Source organism: uncultured Ralstonia sp., from assembly GCA_913056305.1.
In the GTDB taxonomy this organism is placed as follows: Bacteria; Pseudomonadota; Gammaproteobacteria; order Burkholderiales; family Burkholderiaceae; genus Ralstonia.
Genome location: CAJXMR010000095.1, coordinates 1 through 16,485, shown reverse-complemented (window position 1 = coordinate 16,485; position 16,485 = coordinate 1). Strand labels below are relative to the sequence as shown.

Sequence of the window (16,485 nt, the reverse complement as noted above, 5' to 3'; positions counted from 1 at the left end):
CGTGCGTCTGCATCGGAATCGTGATGATCAGCATGATCAGCAGTACCAGCATCACGTCGATCAGCGGTGTGGTGTTGATGTCGACCATCACGTCCGGCTCGCGGCCAGTCCCGCCGGATCCCACATTCATTCCCATCGTTGGCTCCTCACCCTCCGCGCACCGGCGGCTCCGTCACAAATGACACCTTGCTGATTCCCGCGCGCTCGCAAGCCGTAATGACGCGGCCAATGAACTCGTAGCGCGTGCTCTGATCGCCGCGCACGTGAACGTCGGGCTGCGGCTGCATCACCGACACGGTCTTCAACTGCGCAAGCAGCGTTGCTGCATCCACGTGCTTCTCGTCCCAGAAGATGTCGCCATCGCGGTTGACTGCGATCGTGACGCTCTTGGGCGTGGTCTGCAGCGGCTGCACCGTCTGCTTTGGCAACTGCACCGGCACGGTATGCGTCACCACCGGAATCGTGATCAGGAAGATGATCAGCAACACCAGCATCACATCGACAAGCGGCGTGGTGTTGATGTTGGCAATGACTTCGCCCTCATCGCCATCCTGGCCGTCCTGGCCAACGCTCATCGCCATGATTTACCCCACCTGCTCGACCAGCGTAACGTTCTGCGCTGCCACAGAACGCTTTGCACGCTTGCTGCCGGCCAGCACGACGGCGTGCAATTGAGCGCCGAAGGCGCGCACACGCTCCATCACCGATTTGTGGCGGCGCACGAGGAAGTTGTAGCCGAGCACGGCCGGAACCGCGACCGCGAGTCCAATTGCCGTCATGATCAGCGCCTCGCCTACCGGACCCGCAACCTTGTCGATCGATGCCTGACCGGCGACGCCGATGGCCGTCAGCGCGTGATAGATGCCCCATACCGTACCGAACAGGCCAATGAACGGCGCCGTCGAGCCGACGGTTGCGAGGAACGCGAGGCCATCTTGCAGGCGGTTCGACACGTTGGTGATCGCGCGCTCAACCGAGACATCGATCCAGGTATTGCGATCGACCGATTCGAGCAGGGCTTCGTCGTGATGCTCGCCAGCCTCGATCGCGGTTTCGGCAAGGAAGCGGAACGGCGAGGTCTCGTCCAGCAGCTTCGCGCCCGCGGCGAGCGATGGCGCGCTCCACAGTTGATCGTCGGCGTTCTTCGCGCGGCGGTTCGCACGCATTTGCTCCAGGAACTTGGTGATCATGATGTACCAGCTGCCCATTGACATGATCACCAGCAGGGCCAGCACGAAGCGGGCAACGAAGTCGCCGTTCTTCCACAGCGCGCCAAGACCGTACGGATTGTCGACGGGTTCAGTGTTGGCAGGGGCCGGCGGCGGTACGGCCTGGTCGGCTGACGCACCGGCCATTTGTGGCGCAATGGCGCTGGGGGCGGCCACCTTCGCATCGCTAGCTTGGGCGTACGCCATTTGCGGCGTGACAAAGGTGGTCGCCGAGGCCGCGGCGATCAACAGGCTTGCCGCCATGGCGGCCAGAGAACGCTTCTTCATATCTACTCCCGTTCAAACATTGAACTTCTTCAACTTGACTAAAAAAACGCTGCCAGTGCCGCTCGAGTGCTGCGTCCCAGATCAGTTCAGGTTGAACGAGAACGGAACTTGGACACGCACCGGCTGGCCCTGGGAGACGCAACTGAACTTCTTCACCGCGTTGAATGCCGCGGTATCCAGCGAGGCATCGTCGGACGACTTCGCGATACGTTCACGCGTAATGTGGCCCTGCGGATCGACCACGAATTCGACGAGCACGTCGCCAGTGACGTTGTTCTCCTGGGCATCCTTGGGATACACCACGGACGCGCGCACCTGATCGGAATTCGGGCAAACCACACCCACTTCGGTGCTCGCCGCCTTGGCCGGCGCGGGCGGTGCTTGCGGTGCAGGCGGTGCGACCGCGGGCATCGATGGAACCAGCGCAGCCTGATGCGTGATGGTCGACTGCGCTGGAGCCGGCACCGGTACTTCAGGTGGCGGCACGAACGGCGGTGGCAGCAGCGCGGACTTCGGCGGCGGCAGCGGTACGGTTGGCAGCGGCGGCGGTGGCGGCGGCTTGACCGGCGTGATGATCCTGGTCTCGATCGGATGTTGAATGACTTGCACCACCTTGGTGGCGAGGCCATTTAGCAATGCATAGATCAGCACCACGTGGATGAGAAGAACGGCAGCGAGACCGCCAAATCGGCGCACGGAAGTCTGCTGCTTCTTTCCGAACTCGCGTGGGCGCCCGGTTCTTTGAACCAGGGACGCGCCCACCGAAAACTGCCCTGCACTCTTCACTTCGTTCCTCCCGGCGTGTGCCGTCAACTTCCAAGACTTCGGCGTTCTTGCGACGTCGAAGCATTGCCTACCTCAACCCGATCGAGAGCGACTGCGTCCTGCCGCTACGTCGAGCACCCACGTGTCAACGCGCGTCGCCAGGCAGCCCCTGTGAGCAAGCGCATTCAAATTCGCGGAGATTCGCGTCGACGCCTGCTCCGGAGGTGGCGACGCGCGTTCTCGTGGAGTCGCCGCTCATGCAGCCATTGCGCCCCCTTAGTGCGTGCATGCGTGTCGCGATGGGCCGGAAGAACATCGTGAAGCGATTGGGCTTGCGGGAGTGCAGCCCGAGCACAGCGTCATAGCGGGCGCCAGGCTCCTGAAGGTGCGGCAGTTGCGGCAGGAGTAAGCCGAAGTTCATGGTGATTCTCCGAGGGTGAGCACGATCGGCTGAGCACCGCACTTGCACTTGGCAGTGCGTGACAGCAGCCGGCCTGCATGGATCGACGGCGGCGATTCTAGAAGAGACACGCTGACCCGCGAACTGTGACTAGTGACAGTAGACCGCCCGTTTGTCGCGCAGTATCATGCGGCCCGATTTCCAAAGCGGGGCGCTGATGTGGAGGCCAAGTTGGCAGGCGTTGGCCTCTGTTCAACCAACGCATGGCAACGGGCCTCGACGCGCTTGTGCTGGCCTTCACCGGCCTGCTGGCGCCCTTTGTTGGCGCGGGATTCCGGTCATCGGTGGTGAAGGCAACCGGCGGATTCGACTCACCTTGCTGCAGACGATTTCGCTCGAATCCCGGGCAGTGTCAGCCTCGCGCACACGTAAGCCACCGCTAAGGACATCGAAGTGCTCGCGCACACGTAAGCCACTGCTAAGGCCATCGATGTGCTCGCGCATGCGTGGGCCCTGCTAAGGCGATCTGAAGTGCGCGCCGTACGCGTCGGCCCTTGGCCGCCGCAATGACGGCAGCGTTCTACAACGCCGATTTTTTTTGTGCCACTCAAGGCGCTCGATCAGTACGGACAAGCTGCTTGAGCCAATCTGGAAGACGTTTGATAGGAAGGGGAAATGAAACAAAGAACATTGGCACTCGCCGTCAAAAAAATCATCTGGGCGAACTTGGCGTTGTCAGCCGCATTTGCTGTGCCGGCATCGGCGCAGAGCCAGCCGGCCGCCTCCGAAGGTCCGTCCTCCGCAGCGGCCACGACCAGCACATCGGTAGTCACGGCCCCAATCGCCACGCCTACCACGCCGGCTTCCGATACGGAGGTGACAGGCCCGTCGGGCAACAAGGTTGCCCAGCTGAAGCGATTCGAAGTGACAGGCTCGCTGATTCGCAGCGCGGACAAGACGGGCTTCAATCAAGTCCAGACGGTGACGCAGAAGGAGATTCTGAGCAGCGGCGCCACCACGGTCTCAGATTTCCTCCGTGGCACGAGCGCCAACTCGGGCAGCAGCTGGGGGGAGGACACGGTGCTCAGCCAGTCACCGGGCGGTACGGGGATCGCGCTGCGCGGCATGAGTCAGAAGTACACCCTGGTGCTGGTGGACGGTCAGCGCTCCGCGCCGTATGCCTTCGCGAATGGCGGCACCGACACGTTCTTCGATATCAATACGCTGCCGTTGAACATGGTTGAGCGCATTGAAATCGTCAAGACGGGCGCAGTGTCGCAGTACGGCTCGGACGCGATTGCCGGTGTGGTCAATATCATCACGAAGAAGAATTTCCAGGGCCTCCAGCTTGACGCAAGCATGGGCGGCGCGCAGCACGGCGGCCAGGGCACGACGAATTTCGGCTTGCTGGGTGGCTTCGGTAATCTCAACTCGGATCGCTTCCATGTGACGGCAGCGCTTAGCCACTATCGTGCCAGTGGCGTTTCCATGTCGCAGCGGGGTTTCACGAGCAATGAGGACTACTCCGCGCGGCCCGGCGGGTACTTCGCTCAGCCCAGCTCGTTTTTCATGACGCCTTCCGGCCCTCAGGCGCTAAGCCCCTGCGGACCGACGGGAACCGTGACCTCGGCACTCAACAATCTGCAGACCAAGTCCGACGGTACGGTCTGCTCGCAAAACGGCGCGAGTGGCCAATCGCTCGCGGCGCAGACGGAGCGCACCAGTGCCAAGGTGCACGCCGACTTCAAGCTCAGCGATAACGTCGAGGCCTTCGGCGACATCTGGGGAAGCCACAACACCACGTCGCTCATGTCCGGTCTGGCTGGCTTTGGCGCAGGGGCACTTGTACCGTCGCTCTACTTCACGGGCAGCGAATTTGCTGCCTTCTCGCCGACGGTCGGCGCAAACGCACTGACCTATTACTTCCCGAACGCGCAGGCGGTGAACACGACATCCAACTTCTATCGTGTTTCGGGCGGCCTGAAAGGCTCGCTCAGCACAAAGACATTTGGCGATTGGGATTGGTCCGCATCCTATGGTCATTCGCAAAGCGTGGTGTCCAACGCCTACACGAACCAGATCAATGCATCCACGGTATTGGGTTACACCAATAGCGTAACGCCAGCCACGTTTAGCGCCGCTACGCTCAATGCCTTGCCGGGTGTGCTGGGGACCGCCAACAACCAGGGGATCTCGAAGCTCGATGTGGTGGACGCGACGATCTCGACGCCGAACCTGTTCAAGCTGCCCGCTGGGGATGTGGGGCTGGGTTTTGGCGCACAGTTCCAGCATCAAAGCGAAGTCATCAGCCCGGGCTCCACCGCCTTTGTGAACCCGGTCACCCAAGCGGTGGACGGCCACCGCAATGTTGCCGCCCTGTATTACCAGGCCGACATTCCGATCGTGCGCGGCCTGACATTCGGCCAGTCCGGCCGCTACGACCGTTACAACGACTTCGGCGGCGTCTATTCGCCACGCTTTGCGCTGCGCTATCAGCCGGTGCGCGACTTGACCATGTATGCCTCGTATAACCGTGGCTTCCGTGCACCGACGCTGATTGAGCTCTACCAGACGGCAGCCGTAACTTATCAGACCGTCAACAATCAGAACGTCAACGAGTACTTTGTCGGCAATCGGAACTTGCAACCGGAGCGTACGAAGAACTACAACATCGGCTTCCAGTCGTCACCGACCCGCACCACGGACTTCGGTCTCGACTACTACAGGATCGACGTCAGCAACGTGATCGGCCAGCCGGATATCGTCGCAATGGTGAACGCCAATCCAGGACAGCCGATGTACAAGCTGGGGTACACGAACCTTTCGTATCTGCATACCGACGGCCTCGAGGCCACGTTCAAGCAGATGGTACCGACGAAGATCGGTACCTTCACGCTGGCGGGCGACTGGGCATACGTGTGGCACTTCACGATGCCGATGAGCGGGGTCGCGACCAACTTCGCAGGAAACAACGGTGCGAACAACACGGTGTTCGGCGGGGCCTTTCCTCGCTGGAAGGGCACGACCGAACTGAGTTGGGCTTTTCGCAAGTGGACGACTACATTGACCTGGAAATACACCGGCCCCTATGCACAAGTGATCAACCCCGGGTCGGATGCCGCGTCTTACAGCCAGTTCAATCTGTTTGTGAGCTACACCGGCTTCAAGCACTGGACGCTGTATGCGGGCATCAACAACCTGTTCAACCGCACACCGCCGTTTGACCCGGTGTGGATGTACACCTATCGTGGCGCCTATGATCCGTCGCTGTACTCGGGCATCGGCCGCTACGGTCAAATCGGTGCGACTTATCGGTTCTGATGTGCCAGCCTGCTGCGCGGGGCGCAAGCGCTAAAAGGAAATCACTCAGGTGACCGTCACGCCTAACTCAACGCGGGCGGTCGCCTGGTGATCCGTGGCCATGTCATCGCGTATCGCCATGCGCGGGAAACGATGGCAGGCGAATGCGATTCGCAATCTGACATGGCACCGTTGCCTTGCTCCCCAAACCTGGCGGAACACCCACCAACGCTAGCCAAGCAACCGCAACGCCTCCGCAAGCGACAGCACCGTGGTGCGCGAATCGAACGCCGTTGAAAAGAGATGATCGTGCACGACCTGGTCCGGGTCGCAGCAGCAATCCTTGACCGTGAACAAGCGGAAGTCCGCGTCGCTCGCGTACGCAACCGACGACAGCATCACGCCGGTCGACGCAATGCCCACCATGAGCAGCGTATCGATCCCCTGCGCGGAAAGCCGCACCTGCAGGTCGGTACCAAAGAACACGCTGGCACGATGCGCGATGATGAGCGGTTCATTGGCCTGCTGGCCGAGCTCCGGCGAGATCCGGTCGTCGACGAAAAGCCCGAGTCCCTTGACGCCCTGCCCGTTCCGGTTCAACGGTTTGGTGGCGCGAGCGGTCGATCCTCCCGCGCACCGCCGCGCGATGCATGCGCTACGAGCTCGGGTGGCGGCCCCCCACATCCAGTGCAGGCTCCCGGCGATGCGCCCGCGTGTCGGGTCCAAACGCCATGGCACTGAGCACGGCCAAGGCCCAGGCGCCGATCGCCCCGTACAGCATCACGCGCTCGAAACCGTGCACAAGCGCGGCATGGACGATCACGCCGTGCGGATCGACAGCGGCAAGTTCCGCGCTGCCCTGCGTGAGCTGCGCAATATTGCCGGCGGCCACCTTTTCCGCGAGCAAACGCAGCGACGAGGTTTCGGCAAAGCCGGAAAGCGCGCGCGTGAGGTCAGCAAGCACGCCTTCAAGGAGGATGAAACCCATCAGCGCGATATTGATGGCCAGGCTGATCAGTCTCGCGCTCATATCGATACCGGAGGCCATGCCCGCGCGGTTGGGCGAAACCGAACCCGTGGCTGTATTGGTGACCGGCGTATTGGTCAGGCCCAGCCCAGTTCCGCACAGCAGGCAACCCGGCAGCATCGTGAGCCAGCTGGCGTGCTCCATGCCGGCGCCAAGCCGCATCAGGAAGAAACCGAGGCCGATGGCGAACATGCCGAGCGGAATAACCCTGCGCGCCTCGAACCTGAGCGCAAGCCGCTCGGCAAGCGGCGGGACGACCAGCGTCGGTAGCGTATAGGCGAGCAGCGACAACCCGGCGTCCACACTCGTGTAGCCGAGCGCGCCCTGAAAATAGATCGGCAGGTAGATCATGAACGGCCAGTAGCTGAAGTTCATGCCCATGGCCCCGAACAGCGCACCGGCAAACGCGCGGATCCGCAACACCGAAAAGTCGAACATGGGTCGGGGGCTGCGCTTCTCGACCAAGATAAACGCGACGAAACTCAACACCGTCGCTGCGGCGATGCTCAATGCGGCGGGACTGCCGAACCCGAGATCCGCACCCTGCGTGATGAGATAGACAAGGCCGAAACACCATGCGGAAAGCGTGACGATGCCGGCAACGTCCAGCTGTTGCGCATGCGGGTCGCGGGACTCCTGCACACCGGCCAAGACCAGGCCCAGCGCAACGATCGCGATCGGCGTGTGGATGAGGAAGACCCACTGCCAGTTGGCGACTGCGACGATCATGCCGCCGATGATCGGACCGAAGCCGAGTCCGATGCCGAAGATGATTCCCCATGCGCCAAACGCCTTGCTGCGTTCACGCCCCTCCTGGAACTGATGCGAAAGCACCGCCACCTGGCAGATCAGCATCGCGCCACCGCTTACGCCTTGAAGAAACCGGCTGACGATCAGCACGGACGCGCTCTGCGCGAGCCCGCAGACCAGGGAGGTAATCCCGAACATCACGATGCTGGCCACATAGATGCGCCTGCGTCCGAAACGGTCCGCCAGCGCCCCGGTGGCCATCAACACCGTGGTACACGCGAGCGTGTAGGCGTTCATGATCCATTGAATCTCCTTGAAATCCGCGTGCAGCACCTGTTCAAGGGTCGAGAGGATCGTCGGGACGCTGGAGATTTCGAGGCCGAACATCAGCGAGGTCAGGCAAACGGCCGCCAGCGCAAGCGCGTTTTTTGGAGGAAGGGAGCAGGTCATGATGAGTGTGGGAAAAGGGGCAGCCGCCTGGTCAGATCCGGTGTGGACGACGATGCGGCTCGGTCAGAAGCACCTCGGGTGTACTGTATCGGGAATAAATTTCCCTATTGACGCGATCTTTTCCCATTAATTGCTCCACCATGGAATCAATATGACTGACAGGCTTGATGGGGTGACAGTCTTTGTGCAGGTGATTGAGGCAGGCAGCTTTACGCTTGCGGCTGAACGCATGAACCTCACGCGTTCGGCGATCGGCAAGGTGATCGCGAGGCTCGAAGCGCGTCTTGGCGTGCATCTACTCCATCGCACGACGCGCAGTCAGACGCTGACGGAGGCTGGACAGGCCTATTACGATCGATGCGTCCGGGCGCTTGCCGAGCTTGATGCGGCCGAAGCCGAACTCGAGAGCGGACACAGCGAGCCGCGCGGCCGCCTGAGGGTCAGCGTGCCGCTTGCGTTCGGTCACCATTGCGTCGCGCCGGTGTTGTTCGGGCTCGCACAAAAGCACCCCAACCTTCAGATCGACATCTCGTTCACAGACCGGGCGGTTGATCTCGTGGAAGAAAACATCGACCTTGCGGTGCGCATCGGCGAATTGCACGACAGCACAAGCCTCGTGGCACGGCGCCTCGGCGTGCAGGACACGAGCATCGGGGCCGCACCGTCGTATCTGGCACGGCACGGGACTCCAGTCGAGATCGAAGACTTCGAAGGGCATGCGGGCATCGCCCACTCGCGCGCCGGTGTGTCGTTGCCATGGCGCGTGCGCGATGCCGACGGCAATGCGCACGAACTCCGCATCGCGCCGCAACTGAGCCTGGACGATATACAGGCGATTGCAGGCGCAGGCATCGCCGGCCTCGGGCTCGTGCAGTTGCCGTGCTGGCTGCTGACACGCTATGTCGCAACGGGTGAACTCGTTGCGGTGAGAGAGCGCTGCTGCGTGCACCCGTGGGATATCCATGCCGTCTGGCCGAAGACGCCCTATTTACCCTTGAAGACCCGTTGTGCGATCGATGCACTTGTTTCCGAAATCCCGCTGATGAACCTCGGATGAGGTGGGCATCACCAGCATCGTCAATCTGGGCCCACTTGAGATGCATTCACCGGTTGCACCCGCAGCCACAAGCGGTCAGTCAGCGGGGGCCGCTTCATAAGCATGCCCATGAACATGCCAGCCGGTCTTATTGAGCGCCGCCCTCGGCCTTGACATCGGTCGCCGCGATATTCCGGGCTGCTCTGGGCCGAAGGATTTTTTCAACCAGCCGAGCCGACATCTGGCGGCTCAATAGTCTCTGCAAGTTCGCAAGCAGTCGATTGCGCGCCCCCACAACCCGATAGCTCCGATTGCGATCGAGCGCCCACAAGGCATCCCGCACCACGTTCGCGACCGGCATCGGCACGCCGACCGCTGCCTCCTTCGCGCCAACAACATCGAAAAACGCCGTTTGCGTCGCGCCAGGACACAGTGCGACAACGCGGACGCCGCGCTGTCGGTTCTCGGCCCAAATTGCCTCGGAAAATGAAAGAAGAAACGCCTTCGTCGCGCCATAGACCGCCATATAGGGATCTGGCTGGAATGCCGCGGTTGATGCGACGTTGATGACCGCGCCATCGGATCGCGCTTGCATCCCCGGCAGCAGCAGATGCGTCAGCTCGATCGCGGCGATGCAGTTCACCAGCACTTCATCGCGTTGGCGCGTCAACGGAATTGTTTCAAAGTGCCCATAAGCGGCAAAGCCTGCATTGTTGATCAGTACGTCCACCATAATGCCGGCCGCCTTCAGGTGAAAATCGATCGTCTGTACGGCATCGGTTGCGCCCAGGTCGACCGTCAGAAAATCGGCATTGCACGCATAGTCGCGTCGCAGTTCTGCGGCCAGATCGCGCAGCTTGTCGTGAGAGCGCGCGACCAGCACGAGCTTCGCGCCTCGTTCGGCCAATGCATAGGCAAACGCGCGCCCGATACCCGACGATGCACCTGTGATGAGTGCTGTTTTTCCGCGAAAATCGAAAGACTTGCTCATAGCCTGCTGATGGAGTGGAAGGTGCGTCGCACTCTAAACCGTTGACTATAGGCAACGGTCAAGCGTAAATGACGCCCCACGACATTGAATGGAGGCAGCATGCGCATCGGCGAGCTATGCAAGCGGGCGGGCGTGTCGCGCGACACCATCCGCTACTACGAGCGCATGGGTCTGCTGGACAAAGCAACGCAACCTCACGCGACGAACACTTACAAGCGTTATTCCGAACTTTCGTTGCAGCGGATACGGCTGATCGTCCACGCGAAGGCGTTGGGCTTCACGCTGGCGGAAATTGGCGACGTCGTCCATGTGTGGGAGAGTCCGACGTTCGGCATTGCGCAAAAGGTCGAGTGCCTGCAAGCAAAGCTTGCCGAACTCGACGCAAAGAGTCTCGCGCTGAGCGCGCTGCGAGCAGGGTTGCTGAATGCGCTGGCCAAAGTTGGCGGCGATTGTGTCGAAGGGGAAATCGCGTGACGGGTCGCGGCTGTGCAAGCGCCACGCCCACAAAAATGCGGACAGGTTCTGGCCGCTTTGATCGCACACGAGAGTGCGCTCAGGGGCGGTAGCCGAGCACATCCGGATCAGGCGCTGATACCAGATAATGCCCCTCCGAGTTAGGCATGCCCCATCCACCGCCCCGACATCCCCCATGAAGCTCAAACACCTGCTGCTCGCCGTCACCGTGACGTGCATCGCGCTGCCAGTGGCTGCCCTGGCCTTCGTCAAGCCGTTGCGGGTCGTCGCTCCCGCGCTGATGCCCGGCGTCGCCTGCCCGCTCCCGGACATCTGCATCGACGACGTGGCCAGGCTCGGTGATGCGCAAGCGCTGTATCGGGCCGGCTATGCAAAGGCGGCCAGCGCCGTCCGGCCATTCCGGCAATCGCCGCGCGTGGTGTTCTGCACGACGCAGGCATGCGCCGATACCTTCGGGTTGGGGCAGCGCGCGGCGGAGGCCATCGGCAACGTCGGCATGGTGGTCGCCCCACGGGGGTGGCAGGCGTTCTACGTTGCGCACGAGCTGATTCACCACCGGCAAGCCGAAGCGCTCGGCAACTACGCCGTGGCGACCCGCCCCAGATGGCTCATCGAAGGCATGGCGTATGCGTTGAGCGGCGACCCACGGCATCCGCTGGGCGCGCCGTTCGAACAGTGGCGATCGCAGTTCGAGGCGTGGCATGCCGACGTGGGTGCGCACGACCTATGGGAGGCGGCGCGCGAGGTTCGCTGATGTTGCCCTTGTGTCGCCCCGGGCCCGACCTAGACTGGTGAGCGATACGTCCGCCGGTGAGGGTGACATGGCCAACGTGAACGCGGCGTCGATTGACGCGTTGAGATCGCTTGTACGCGGCCCGCTCCTCGTCCCGGGTGACGCGGAATACGACGCGGCGCGCACGGTCTGGAATGCGATGATCGACCGTCGGCCCGCGCTCATCGTGCGCTGCCTCGGCGTGGCCGACGTGGCGATCTGCCTGAAGTTCGCGGGGGAACAGGGTCTACCGCTCTCCATCAAGGGTGGCGGCCACAACGTGGCTGGGCTGGCAACGTGCGACGCGGGCTTGATGCTGGACATGTCGCTCATGCGCGGTGTCTGGGTCGATGCCCAGGCACGCACCGCGCGTGCACAGGCGGGATGCCTGCTGGGTGACGTCGACCGCGAGACGCAGGTGCATGGGCTCGCAACGCCGCTCGGCTTCGTCTCGAATACCGGGATTGCGGGCCTCACGCTAGGCGGCGGCTTCGGCTACCTCACCCGCCGGGCCGGCTGGACGAGCGACAACTTGCTGTCGGTCGATGTGGTCATAGCCGGCGGGCGCGTCCTGCGCGCAAGCGAGCAGGAGCACAGCGAACTGTTCTGGGCCTTGCGCGGCGGCGGCGGCAATTTTGGCGTCGTGACCAGCTTCGAGTACCGCCTGATTCCCGTGGGGCCGGAGATCGTCGCGGGCGCCATCGCCTGGCATGCGAGCGAGGCGGACCGTGTCCTGGACGTGTGGCAGCAGCTCGTCAGCCACGCGCCGCCGGAATTGACCTGCCCTGCGCTCCTGCGCCTTGCCCCGCCCGCGCCCTGGCTCGCAAGGGAAGCACATGGCAAGCCGGTCATCGTCACGCTGTTTTGCCACACTGGACGGGTCGAAGACGGCGAAGCACTCGCCGCGCCGCTCAAGGCAATCGGCAACGCCGTGGGCGACGTGCTGCAACGTCGCACCTATGTTTCGCAGCAGAGTTTGATCGACGCCACGCAGCCGAAGGGGCGGCGCTACTACTGGAAGTCCGAGTTCCTGCCGCGATTCGAGCCGGCCTTGCTGGCGAAGGCGGTCGAGCATGCGGGGCGCATCGTCTCACCGCATTCATCAGTCATTCTTTTCCCGATCGACGGTGCGCTCAACCACCTGCCGGCAAGCCACTCCGCCGTCGGCAACCGCGATGCCCGCGCCGTGATCAACATGACCGCGGCATGGGAGAACGCGGACGATGATCAAATGAATATCGGGTGGGCTCGAACCGCATGGCAAGACATCCGCCCCTTTTCGACGGGCGGCACCTATGTCAACTTCCTCACCGAAGAGGAAGGCGATGAGCGGATTCGCGCTGCGTATCGCGACAACTACCGGCGCCTGGTCGAACTCAAGCAGGCATGGGACCCGGGCAATGTGTTCCGGATCAACAAGAACATTGCGCCGTAGAGCGGCTTGCGCTGACACGCGGCGTGTCATCCCGGGACCAACCGGCCGTGATATAACGCGCGAACATCCCGTTCCTTCGCGAGCACACTCCACGTGGTTCCCTGGATCGTCAGGCCCCCAACGCGCGCGTTTGCCGCCGGCTTCTTTGCGGTGGTGGCACTGGGCACGGCGGCGTTGCTGATGCCGTTCCTGCTGCCACCGTCTCGTCAAGTCGCGATCGCCCAGACGCTCCTCGCAGCGGCCCTTGCGTATGGCTGGGCCTGGCTGCTGTATCCCCGTCGTCCTGCGGAGCTGTACGGCGCGCCGTGTGGTGTCGTTGTCGCGTTGCTGGCGCACTTCAGTTTCATGGCGATTCTGCTGGCCTCGGGCAACCGCGAAGCATGGCTCATGCTCGTGGGTTTCGTGTGGACGCCCTTTCCGTGGCTTGTGCCGATCGCAGGCGCGGCAGCCGGCGGTACGAACCTGCGCAACCTCCGCACTCGCATCAGCACGTCGGTCGCGATCGCGCGTCTTGTGTGGGCGACGTGTATTGCAATCGTTCGGGACACGTATGCGCGCCTTGACAGGCGGGCCGCTGACCCAAGCGCCAGCACCATCATGACGACGGTCGTCAGCAGTTGCCTGTTACTCGCCGGCGGCGCGCTGGGCCTTGCATGGCTTCACCCGCAGGTCGCGCTTGCAGACGAGGGGATCGATCTGTCGCTGCGGCTGCTGCCCGGCACCGTGGCACTGATTCTGGCCCTGGCCGGGTGGATGGCTGGGCGGGCGCTGCTTGCGGCCGCGCCGGCCGCGTACCGGTTGCGCATCCTACTGCTGGCGGCACTCCTGACGGGGGTGGCAACTGTCAGGTTCTGGAGCAACGTCGCAGCCTGACAGGCACACTTGCCCCATTCCCCGGCGAAGGCATCGACGCGTTTCTTGAGAAGCGGCGGGCCAGATGGCGGTCTTGAACTGCTGGCGGCGAGCCTGTGGACGTTGCGCGCAACGTGCAAACTCCGGCGCTTGAAGCACAAAGCCTTGCGATCCGCGCTCTGAGCGTCGCGCGCAAGGCTTTTTCCTTTGCGATTGCCTCTTTTTTGAGCAACCCACGAAGCTTTTTGCGTGGCGCTCCACCGTCTGAGCGTCATGCGTGAGAGTTTTTGCTCGGCACGCGACGCTTTTTGCCTTGCGATTGCTGCTTTTTTCAGCACCCCACGACGCTTTTTTCGTCGCGATCGACTGTCTGCCCCTCGTGCGCCGAGGTTTTTGCTCGGCAGTCGGGGTTCCGAGCCCGGCGTTTGAAGCCGCGCGCTCCGCGCTTGAAGCCTTGCGCTCAGCGTTTGGTGAGCTAACAACAGCTGGCGCTTCGTAAAAACCCGCACTACGTCCAATGACCGCACGCCACCGCTCGATGATCGCCCGCTCGGGCCGCGTGGCGCTTGGCGCTGAAATCAACGCTCACTAGGCTTCCCCCACGGTCCTGACACACAGACCGAACGCATCCCGTTTCGCCCGGCACAGACCGCTAACACAGACCATTTAGCGAGCGAACGGATTGGTTGTCCTTGGGGGGAATTCACATGAAGCTGTCTACCAAGCTGCTGGCACTCGTTGCCGCCGCCCTGCTCGGTGTCGCGCTGCTGGCGGCGACGGCACTGCAAACGCTGCGCAGTTCGCTCGTCGACAGTCGCCGCGAAGAGATCGTCATCCTGCTGACCAAGGCCGAACACCTGGTCAACGCCTACCGCGAACAACAGGCGCGCGGCACGATGTCCGGCGAGCAGGCACAGCAGGCCGCGAAGGACGCCCTTGCGCAACTCAACGCGAACACGAAGAGCTACTACTGGGTGACGACCAGCGATGGCATCAACCTCGTGCACCCGAACGCAAAGTTCATCGGCACGAAGGCAAGCGGCAACCGGACCACGAGCGGCCTGACCGACAGCGAAGCCTACCGGGCCGGCATGGCGCAGTCGCACTTCGCGCTGGTCGATGTGCTCATCAAGCGATCGCCGGACGCCGAGGTCGAGCCCAAGCTGCAGGGCGTGGTGGCGATTCCGGAGTGGAACTGGTGGATCGGCACGGGCTTCTTCTATGACGACATCAACGCGACGTTCACCAGGCTCGCGGTCGTGTTTGGTGTGATTGCCGGGATCATCGCGGCGGCGGTGGGCGCGATCGCCTGGGCGGTCACACGCAGCGTCAAGCGGACCCTCGGCGGCGAACCGGCGTACGCAGCGCAGATTGCGCGGGAAATCGCGCAGGGCAACCTAAGCGTGCAGTTCGACGCCTCGCGCGCCGCGCCGGGCAGCCTGCTTGCGACGCTGGCTGAAATGAAAACGCGGCTGGCGGCGATGGTGGCGGAAATCCAGTCGGCGAGCCATTCCATTGCGCTCGGTTCCGGGGAAATCGCGCAGGGCAATCTGGACCTGTCGCAACGCACCGAAGAGCAGGCCGCGTCATTGCAACAGACTGCGGCCAGCATGGAAGAGATGACCGCGACCGTGAAGCAGAACGCCGACAGCACGCGCGAGGCCAACGATCTCGTCGGCAAGGCCACCGAAGCGACCGAGCGCGGTGGCTCGGCCGTGCACGAAGTGGTCGCGACCATGCAGCAGATCGCGCAGGAGTCCGGGAAGATCGCCGACATCACGACGGTGATCCAGAGCATCTCGTTCCAGACCAACATCCTGGCGCTCAATGCGGCAGTGGAAGCCGCGCGCGCCGGTGAGGAAGGACGCGGGTTCGCGGTTGTCGCGGCGGAAGTCCGGTCGCTGGCGCAACGCAGCGCGGCGGCCGCGAAGGACATCCAGACGTTGATCGACACGTCTGTCGAGCGCGTGAACGATGGCAGCCGGCTCGTGAGCGTGGCGGGGGACCGGATGGATGAGATCGTCCGCTCGATCCGGCAGGTAGCGGGCATCATCGGCGAGATTTCCGCCGCGTCGGATGAACAGAGCCAGGGCATCGAGCAGGTGAGCACCGCCATCTCGCAGATGGATGAAGTCACGCAGCAGAATGCGGCGCTGGTTGAGCAAGCCGCTGCCGCTTCGGCGTCGCTTGATGAGCAGGCTGGGCGGCTGCGGGCGGCGGTGGCGGTGTTTCGGGTGGGGTGAGGTCCGCCTCAACAAACCCCAACTTGCCTGGCCTGCTGGCGAGCCGGTAAACTGCCCTGGTCGCGCAAACAAGCGTGGCCGGGACTGCAATCCTGAATTCAAGACAAGTCCGCAAGTGTCGTTATGGCTCTTGCGTGCCGTCGTTCGCCTCTACGGGCGGGCCTCGGCAGGGAGGGCTTCGGCCCTGCCGATTTCTGGATTTGTCTTGATCGGTATTGCAGACCTTGTCGTGTGCCCGCCCACCCTCGTGGTGGGTGGTTCCTCTACTCACCACGAGGGCAAGACAATGGATCAACCGACTCAAGCTATACCCATCTCTTGCGGGCGCTGCCCCGCGATTTTCCCCTCCCCGCTTTGCATCACGCGTCGCCCCGTTCGCGGAGGTGTGCGATGAAGCTCGAACATGACCGCGAGTATTTGAAAGGTGCGCTGTCTGCGCGGGATTTTCTGCGGCGGACGCAGGCGGGGTTGAAGCTGCATCGGCACTTCGAGCC

Annotated in this window: 15 protein-coding genes; 7 read left to right on the top strand and 8 right to left on the bottom strand. The window is 62.9% G+C overall.

From position 1 onward, the window contains the following. From QZ609_RS15405 to QZ609_RS15385, 5 genes are all read right to left on the bottom strand, one after another. Nucleotides 1-136 (bottom strand): biopolymer transporter ExbD (locus QZ609_RS15405; protein ID WP_295496504.1); only part of this gene is annotated, 136 nt, incomplete at its 3' end. Between the two features lie 10 nt (nucleotides 137-146). Further along, complete coding sequence (locus tag QZ609_RS15400; RefSeq protein WP_295496501.1) at nucleotides 147-581, bottom strand: biopolymer transporter ExbD; 435 nt, start codon at nucleotides 579-581, stop codon at nucleotides 147-149. Nucleotides 582-584: 3 nt separating this feature from the next. Further along, entirely contained in the window at nucleotides 585-1,496 is a 912-nt protein-coding gene (locus QZ609_RS15395; protein ID WP_295496499.1) for a MotA/TolQ/ExbB proton channel family protein, read from the bottom strand. Nucleotides 1,497-1,577: 81 nt separating this feature from the next. Next, on the bottom strand, nucleotides 1,578-2,282 hold the full coding sequence (locus tag QZ609_RS15390; RefSeq protein WP_295496498.1) for an energy transducer TonB: 705 nt from the start codon (nucleotides 2,280-2,282) through the stop codon (nucleotides 1,578-1,580). A gap of 124 nt (nucleotides 2,283-2,406) precedes the next feature. Further along, nucleotides 2,407-2,682, bottom strand: coding sequence for a hypothetical protein (locus QZ609_RS15385; protein WP_295496506.1), 276 nt, complete (start codon nucleotides 2,680-2,682; stop codon nucleotides 2,407-2,409). A 654-nt stretch (nucleotides 2,683-3,336) separates the two neighbouring features. Between QZ609_RS15385 and QZ609_RS15380 the strand changes: the two genes are divergently transcribed. Next, nucleotides 3,337-5,982, top strand: coding sequence for a TonB-dependent receptor (locus QZ609_RS15380; protein WP_295496496.1), 2,646 nt, complete (start codon nucleotides 3,337-3,339; stop codon nucleotides 5,980-5,982). A 210-nt stretch (nucleotides 5,983-6,192) separates the two neighbouring features. Here QZ609_RS15380 and QZ609_RS15375 read toward each other — a convergent pair whose 3' ends face one another. Further along, complete coding sequence (locus tag QZ609_RS15375; protein WP_295496492.1) at nucleotides 6,193-6,645, bottom strand: isochorismatase family cysteine hydrolase; 453 nt, start codon at nucleotides 6,643-6,645, stop codon at nucleotides 6,193-6,195. Further along, on the bottom strand, nucleotides 6,617-8,188 hold the full coding sequence (locus QZ609_RS15370; RefSeq protein WP_295496489.1) for an MFS transporter: 1,572 nt from the start codon (nucleotides 8,186-8,188) through the stop codon (nucleotides 6,617-6,619). The genes QZ609_RS15375 and QZ609_RS15370 overlap by 29 nt, the downstream gene beginning before the upstream one ends. A 151-nt stretch (nucleotides 8,189-8,339) precedes the next feature. Here QZ609_RS15370 and QZ609_RS15365 point away from each other — a divergent pair, with 151 nt between their 5' ends. Beyond that, entirely contained in the window at nucleotides 8,340-9,245 is a 906-nt protein-coding gene (locus tag QZ609_RS15365; RefSeq protein WP_295496486.1) for a LysR family transcriptional regulator, read from the top strand. 127 nt (nucleotides 9,246-9,372) lie between these two features. Here QZ609_RS15365 and QZ609_RS15360 read toward each other — a convergent pair whose 3' ends face one another. Next, nucleotides 9,373-10,215, bottom strand: coding sequence for an SDR family oxidoreductase (locus QZ609_RS15360; protein WP_295496483.1), 843 nt, complete (start codon nucleotides 10,213-10,215; stop codon nucleotides 9,373-9,375). Nucleotides 10,216-10,314: 99 nt separating this feature from the next. On the opposite strand from QZ609_RS15360, the gene QZ609_RS15355 reads away from it, so the two are divergent. From QZ609_RS15355 to QZ609_RS15335, 5 genes are all read left to right on the top strand, one after another. Then, nucleotides 10,315-10,689 carry a heavy metal-responsive transcriptional regulator gene (locus tag QZ609_RS15355; RefSeq protein WP_295496479.1) on the top strand — a complete coding sequence of 125 codons (375 nt, stop codon included), beginning with the start codon at nucleotides 10,315-10,317 and terminating at the stop codon, nucleotides 10,687-10,689. A gap of 175 nt (nucleotides 10,690-10,864) precedes the next feature. Further along, nucleotides 10,865-11,443, top strand: a complete 579-nt coding sequence (locus QZ609_RS15350; RefSeq protein WP_295496476.1) for a hypothetical protein — start codon at nucleotides 10,865-10,867, stop codon at nucleotides 11,441-11,443. A 67-nt stretch (nucleotides 11,444-11,510) separates the two neighbouring features. Beyond that, a complete protein-coding gene (locus QZ609_RS15345; protein WP_295496473.1) occupies nucleotides 11,511-12,896 on the top strand; it encodes an FAD-binding oxidoreductase in 1,386 nt (461 codons plus the stop codon). Between the two features lie 93 nt (nucleotides 12,897-12,989). Continuing rightward, complete coding sequence (locus QZ609_RS15340) at nucleotides 12,990-13,769, top strand: hypothetical protein (protein ID WP_295496470.1); 780 nt, start codon at nucleotides 12,990-12,992, stop codon at nucleotides 13,767-13,769. A gap of 686 nt (nucleotides 13,770-14,455) precedes the next feature. Continuing rightward, on the top strand, nucleotides 14,456-15,991 hold the full coding sequence (locus QZ609_RS15335; protein ID WP_295496468.1) for a methyl-accepting chemotaxis protein: 1,536 nt from the start codon (nucleotides 14,456-14,458) through the stop codon (nucleotides 15,989-15,991). Nucleotides 15,992-16,485 lie beyond the last annotated feature (494 nt).

Bases quoted from the DNA above. Each gene is read 5' to 3' on its own strand.
- QZ609_RS15345 (WP_295496473.1), top strand. From the start codon at position 11,511: ATGGCCAACGTGAACGCGGCGTCGATTGACGCGTTGAGATCGCTTGTA.
- QZ609_RS15355 (WP_295496479.1), top strand. From the start codon at position 10,315: ATGCGCATCGGCGAGCTATGCAAGCGGGCGGGCGTGTCGCGCGACACC.
- QZ609_RS15385 (WP_295496506.1), bottom strand. From the start codon at position 2,682: ATGAACTTCGGCTTACTCCTGCCGCAACTGCCGCACCTTCAGGAGCCT.
- QZ609_RS15380 (WP_295496496.1), top strand. From the start codon at position 3,337: ATGAAACAAAGAACATTGGCACTCGCCGTCAAAAAAATCATCTGGGCG.
- QZ609_RS15370 (WP_295496489.1), bottom strand. From the start codon at position 8,188: ATGACCTGCTCCCTTCCTCCAAAAAACGCGCTTGCGCTGGCGGCCGTT.
- QZ609_RS15375 (WP_295496492.1), bottom strand. From the start codon at position 6,645: ATGTGGGGGGCCGCCACCCGAGCTCGTAGCGCATGCATCGCGCGGCGG.
- QZ609_RS15395 (WP_295496499.1), bottom strand. From the start codon at position 1,496: ATGAAGAAGCGTTCTCTGGCCGCCATGGCGGCAAGCCTGTTGATCGCC.
- QZ609_RS15360 (WP_295496483.1), bottom strand. From the start codon at position 10,215: ATGAGCAAGTCTTTCGATTTTCGCGGAAAAACAGCACTCATCACAGGT.
- QZ609_RS15350 (WP_295496476.1), top strand. From the start codon at position 10,865: ATGAAGCTCAAACACCTGCTGCTCGCCGTCACCGTGACGTGCATCGCG.
- QZ609_RS15335 (WP_295496468.1), top strand. From the start codon at position 14,456: ATGAAGCTGTCTACCAAGCTGCTGGCACTCGTTGCCGCCGCCCTGCTC.
- QZ609_RS15365 (WP_295496486.1), top strand. From the start codon at position 8,340: ATGACTGACAGGCTTGATGGGGTGACAGTCTTTGTGCAGGTGATTGAG.
- QZ609_RS15400 (WP_295496501.1), bottom strand. From the start codon at position 581: ATGGCGATGAGCGTTGGCCAGGACGGCCAGGATGGCGATGAGGGCGAA.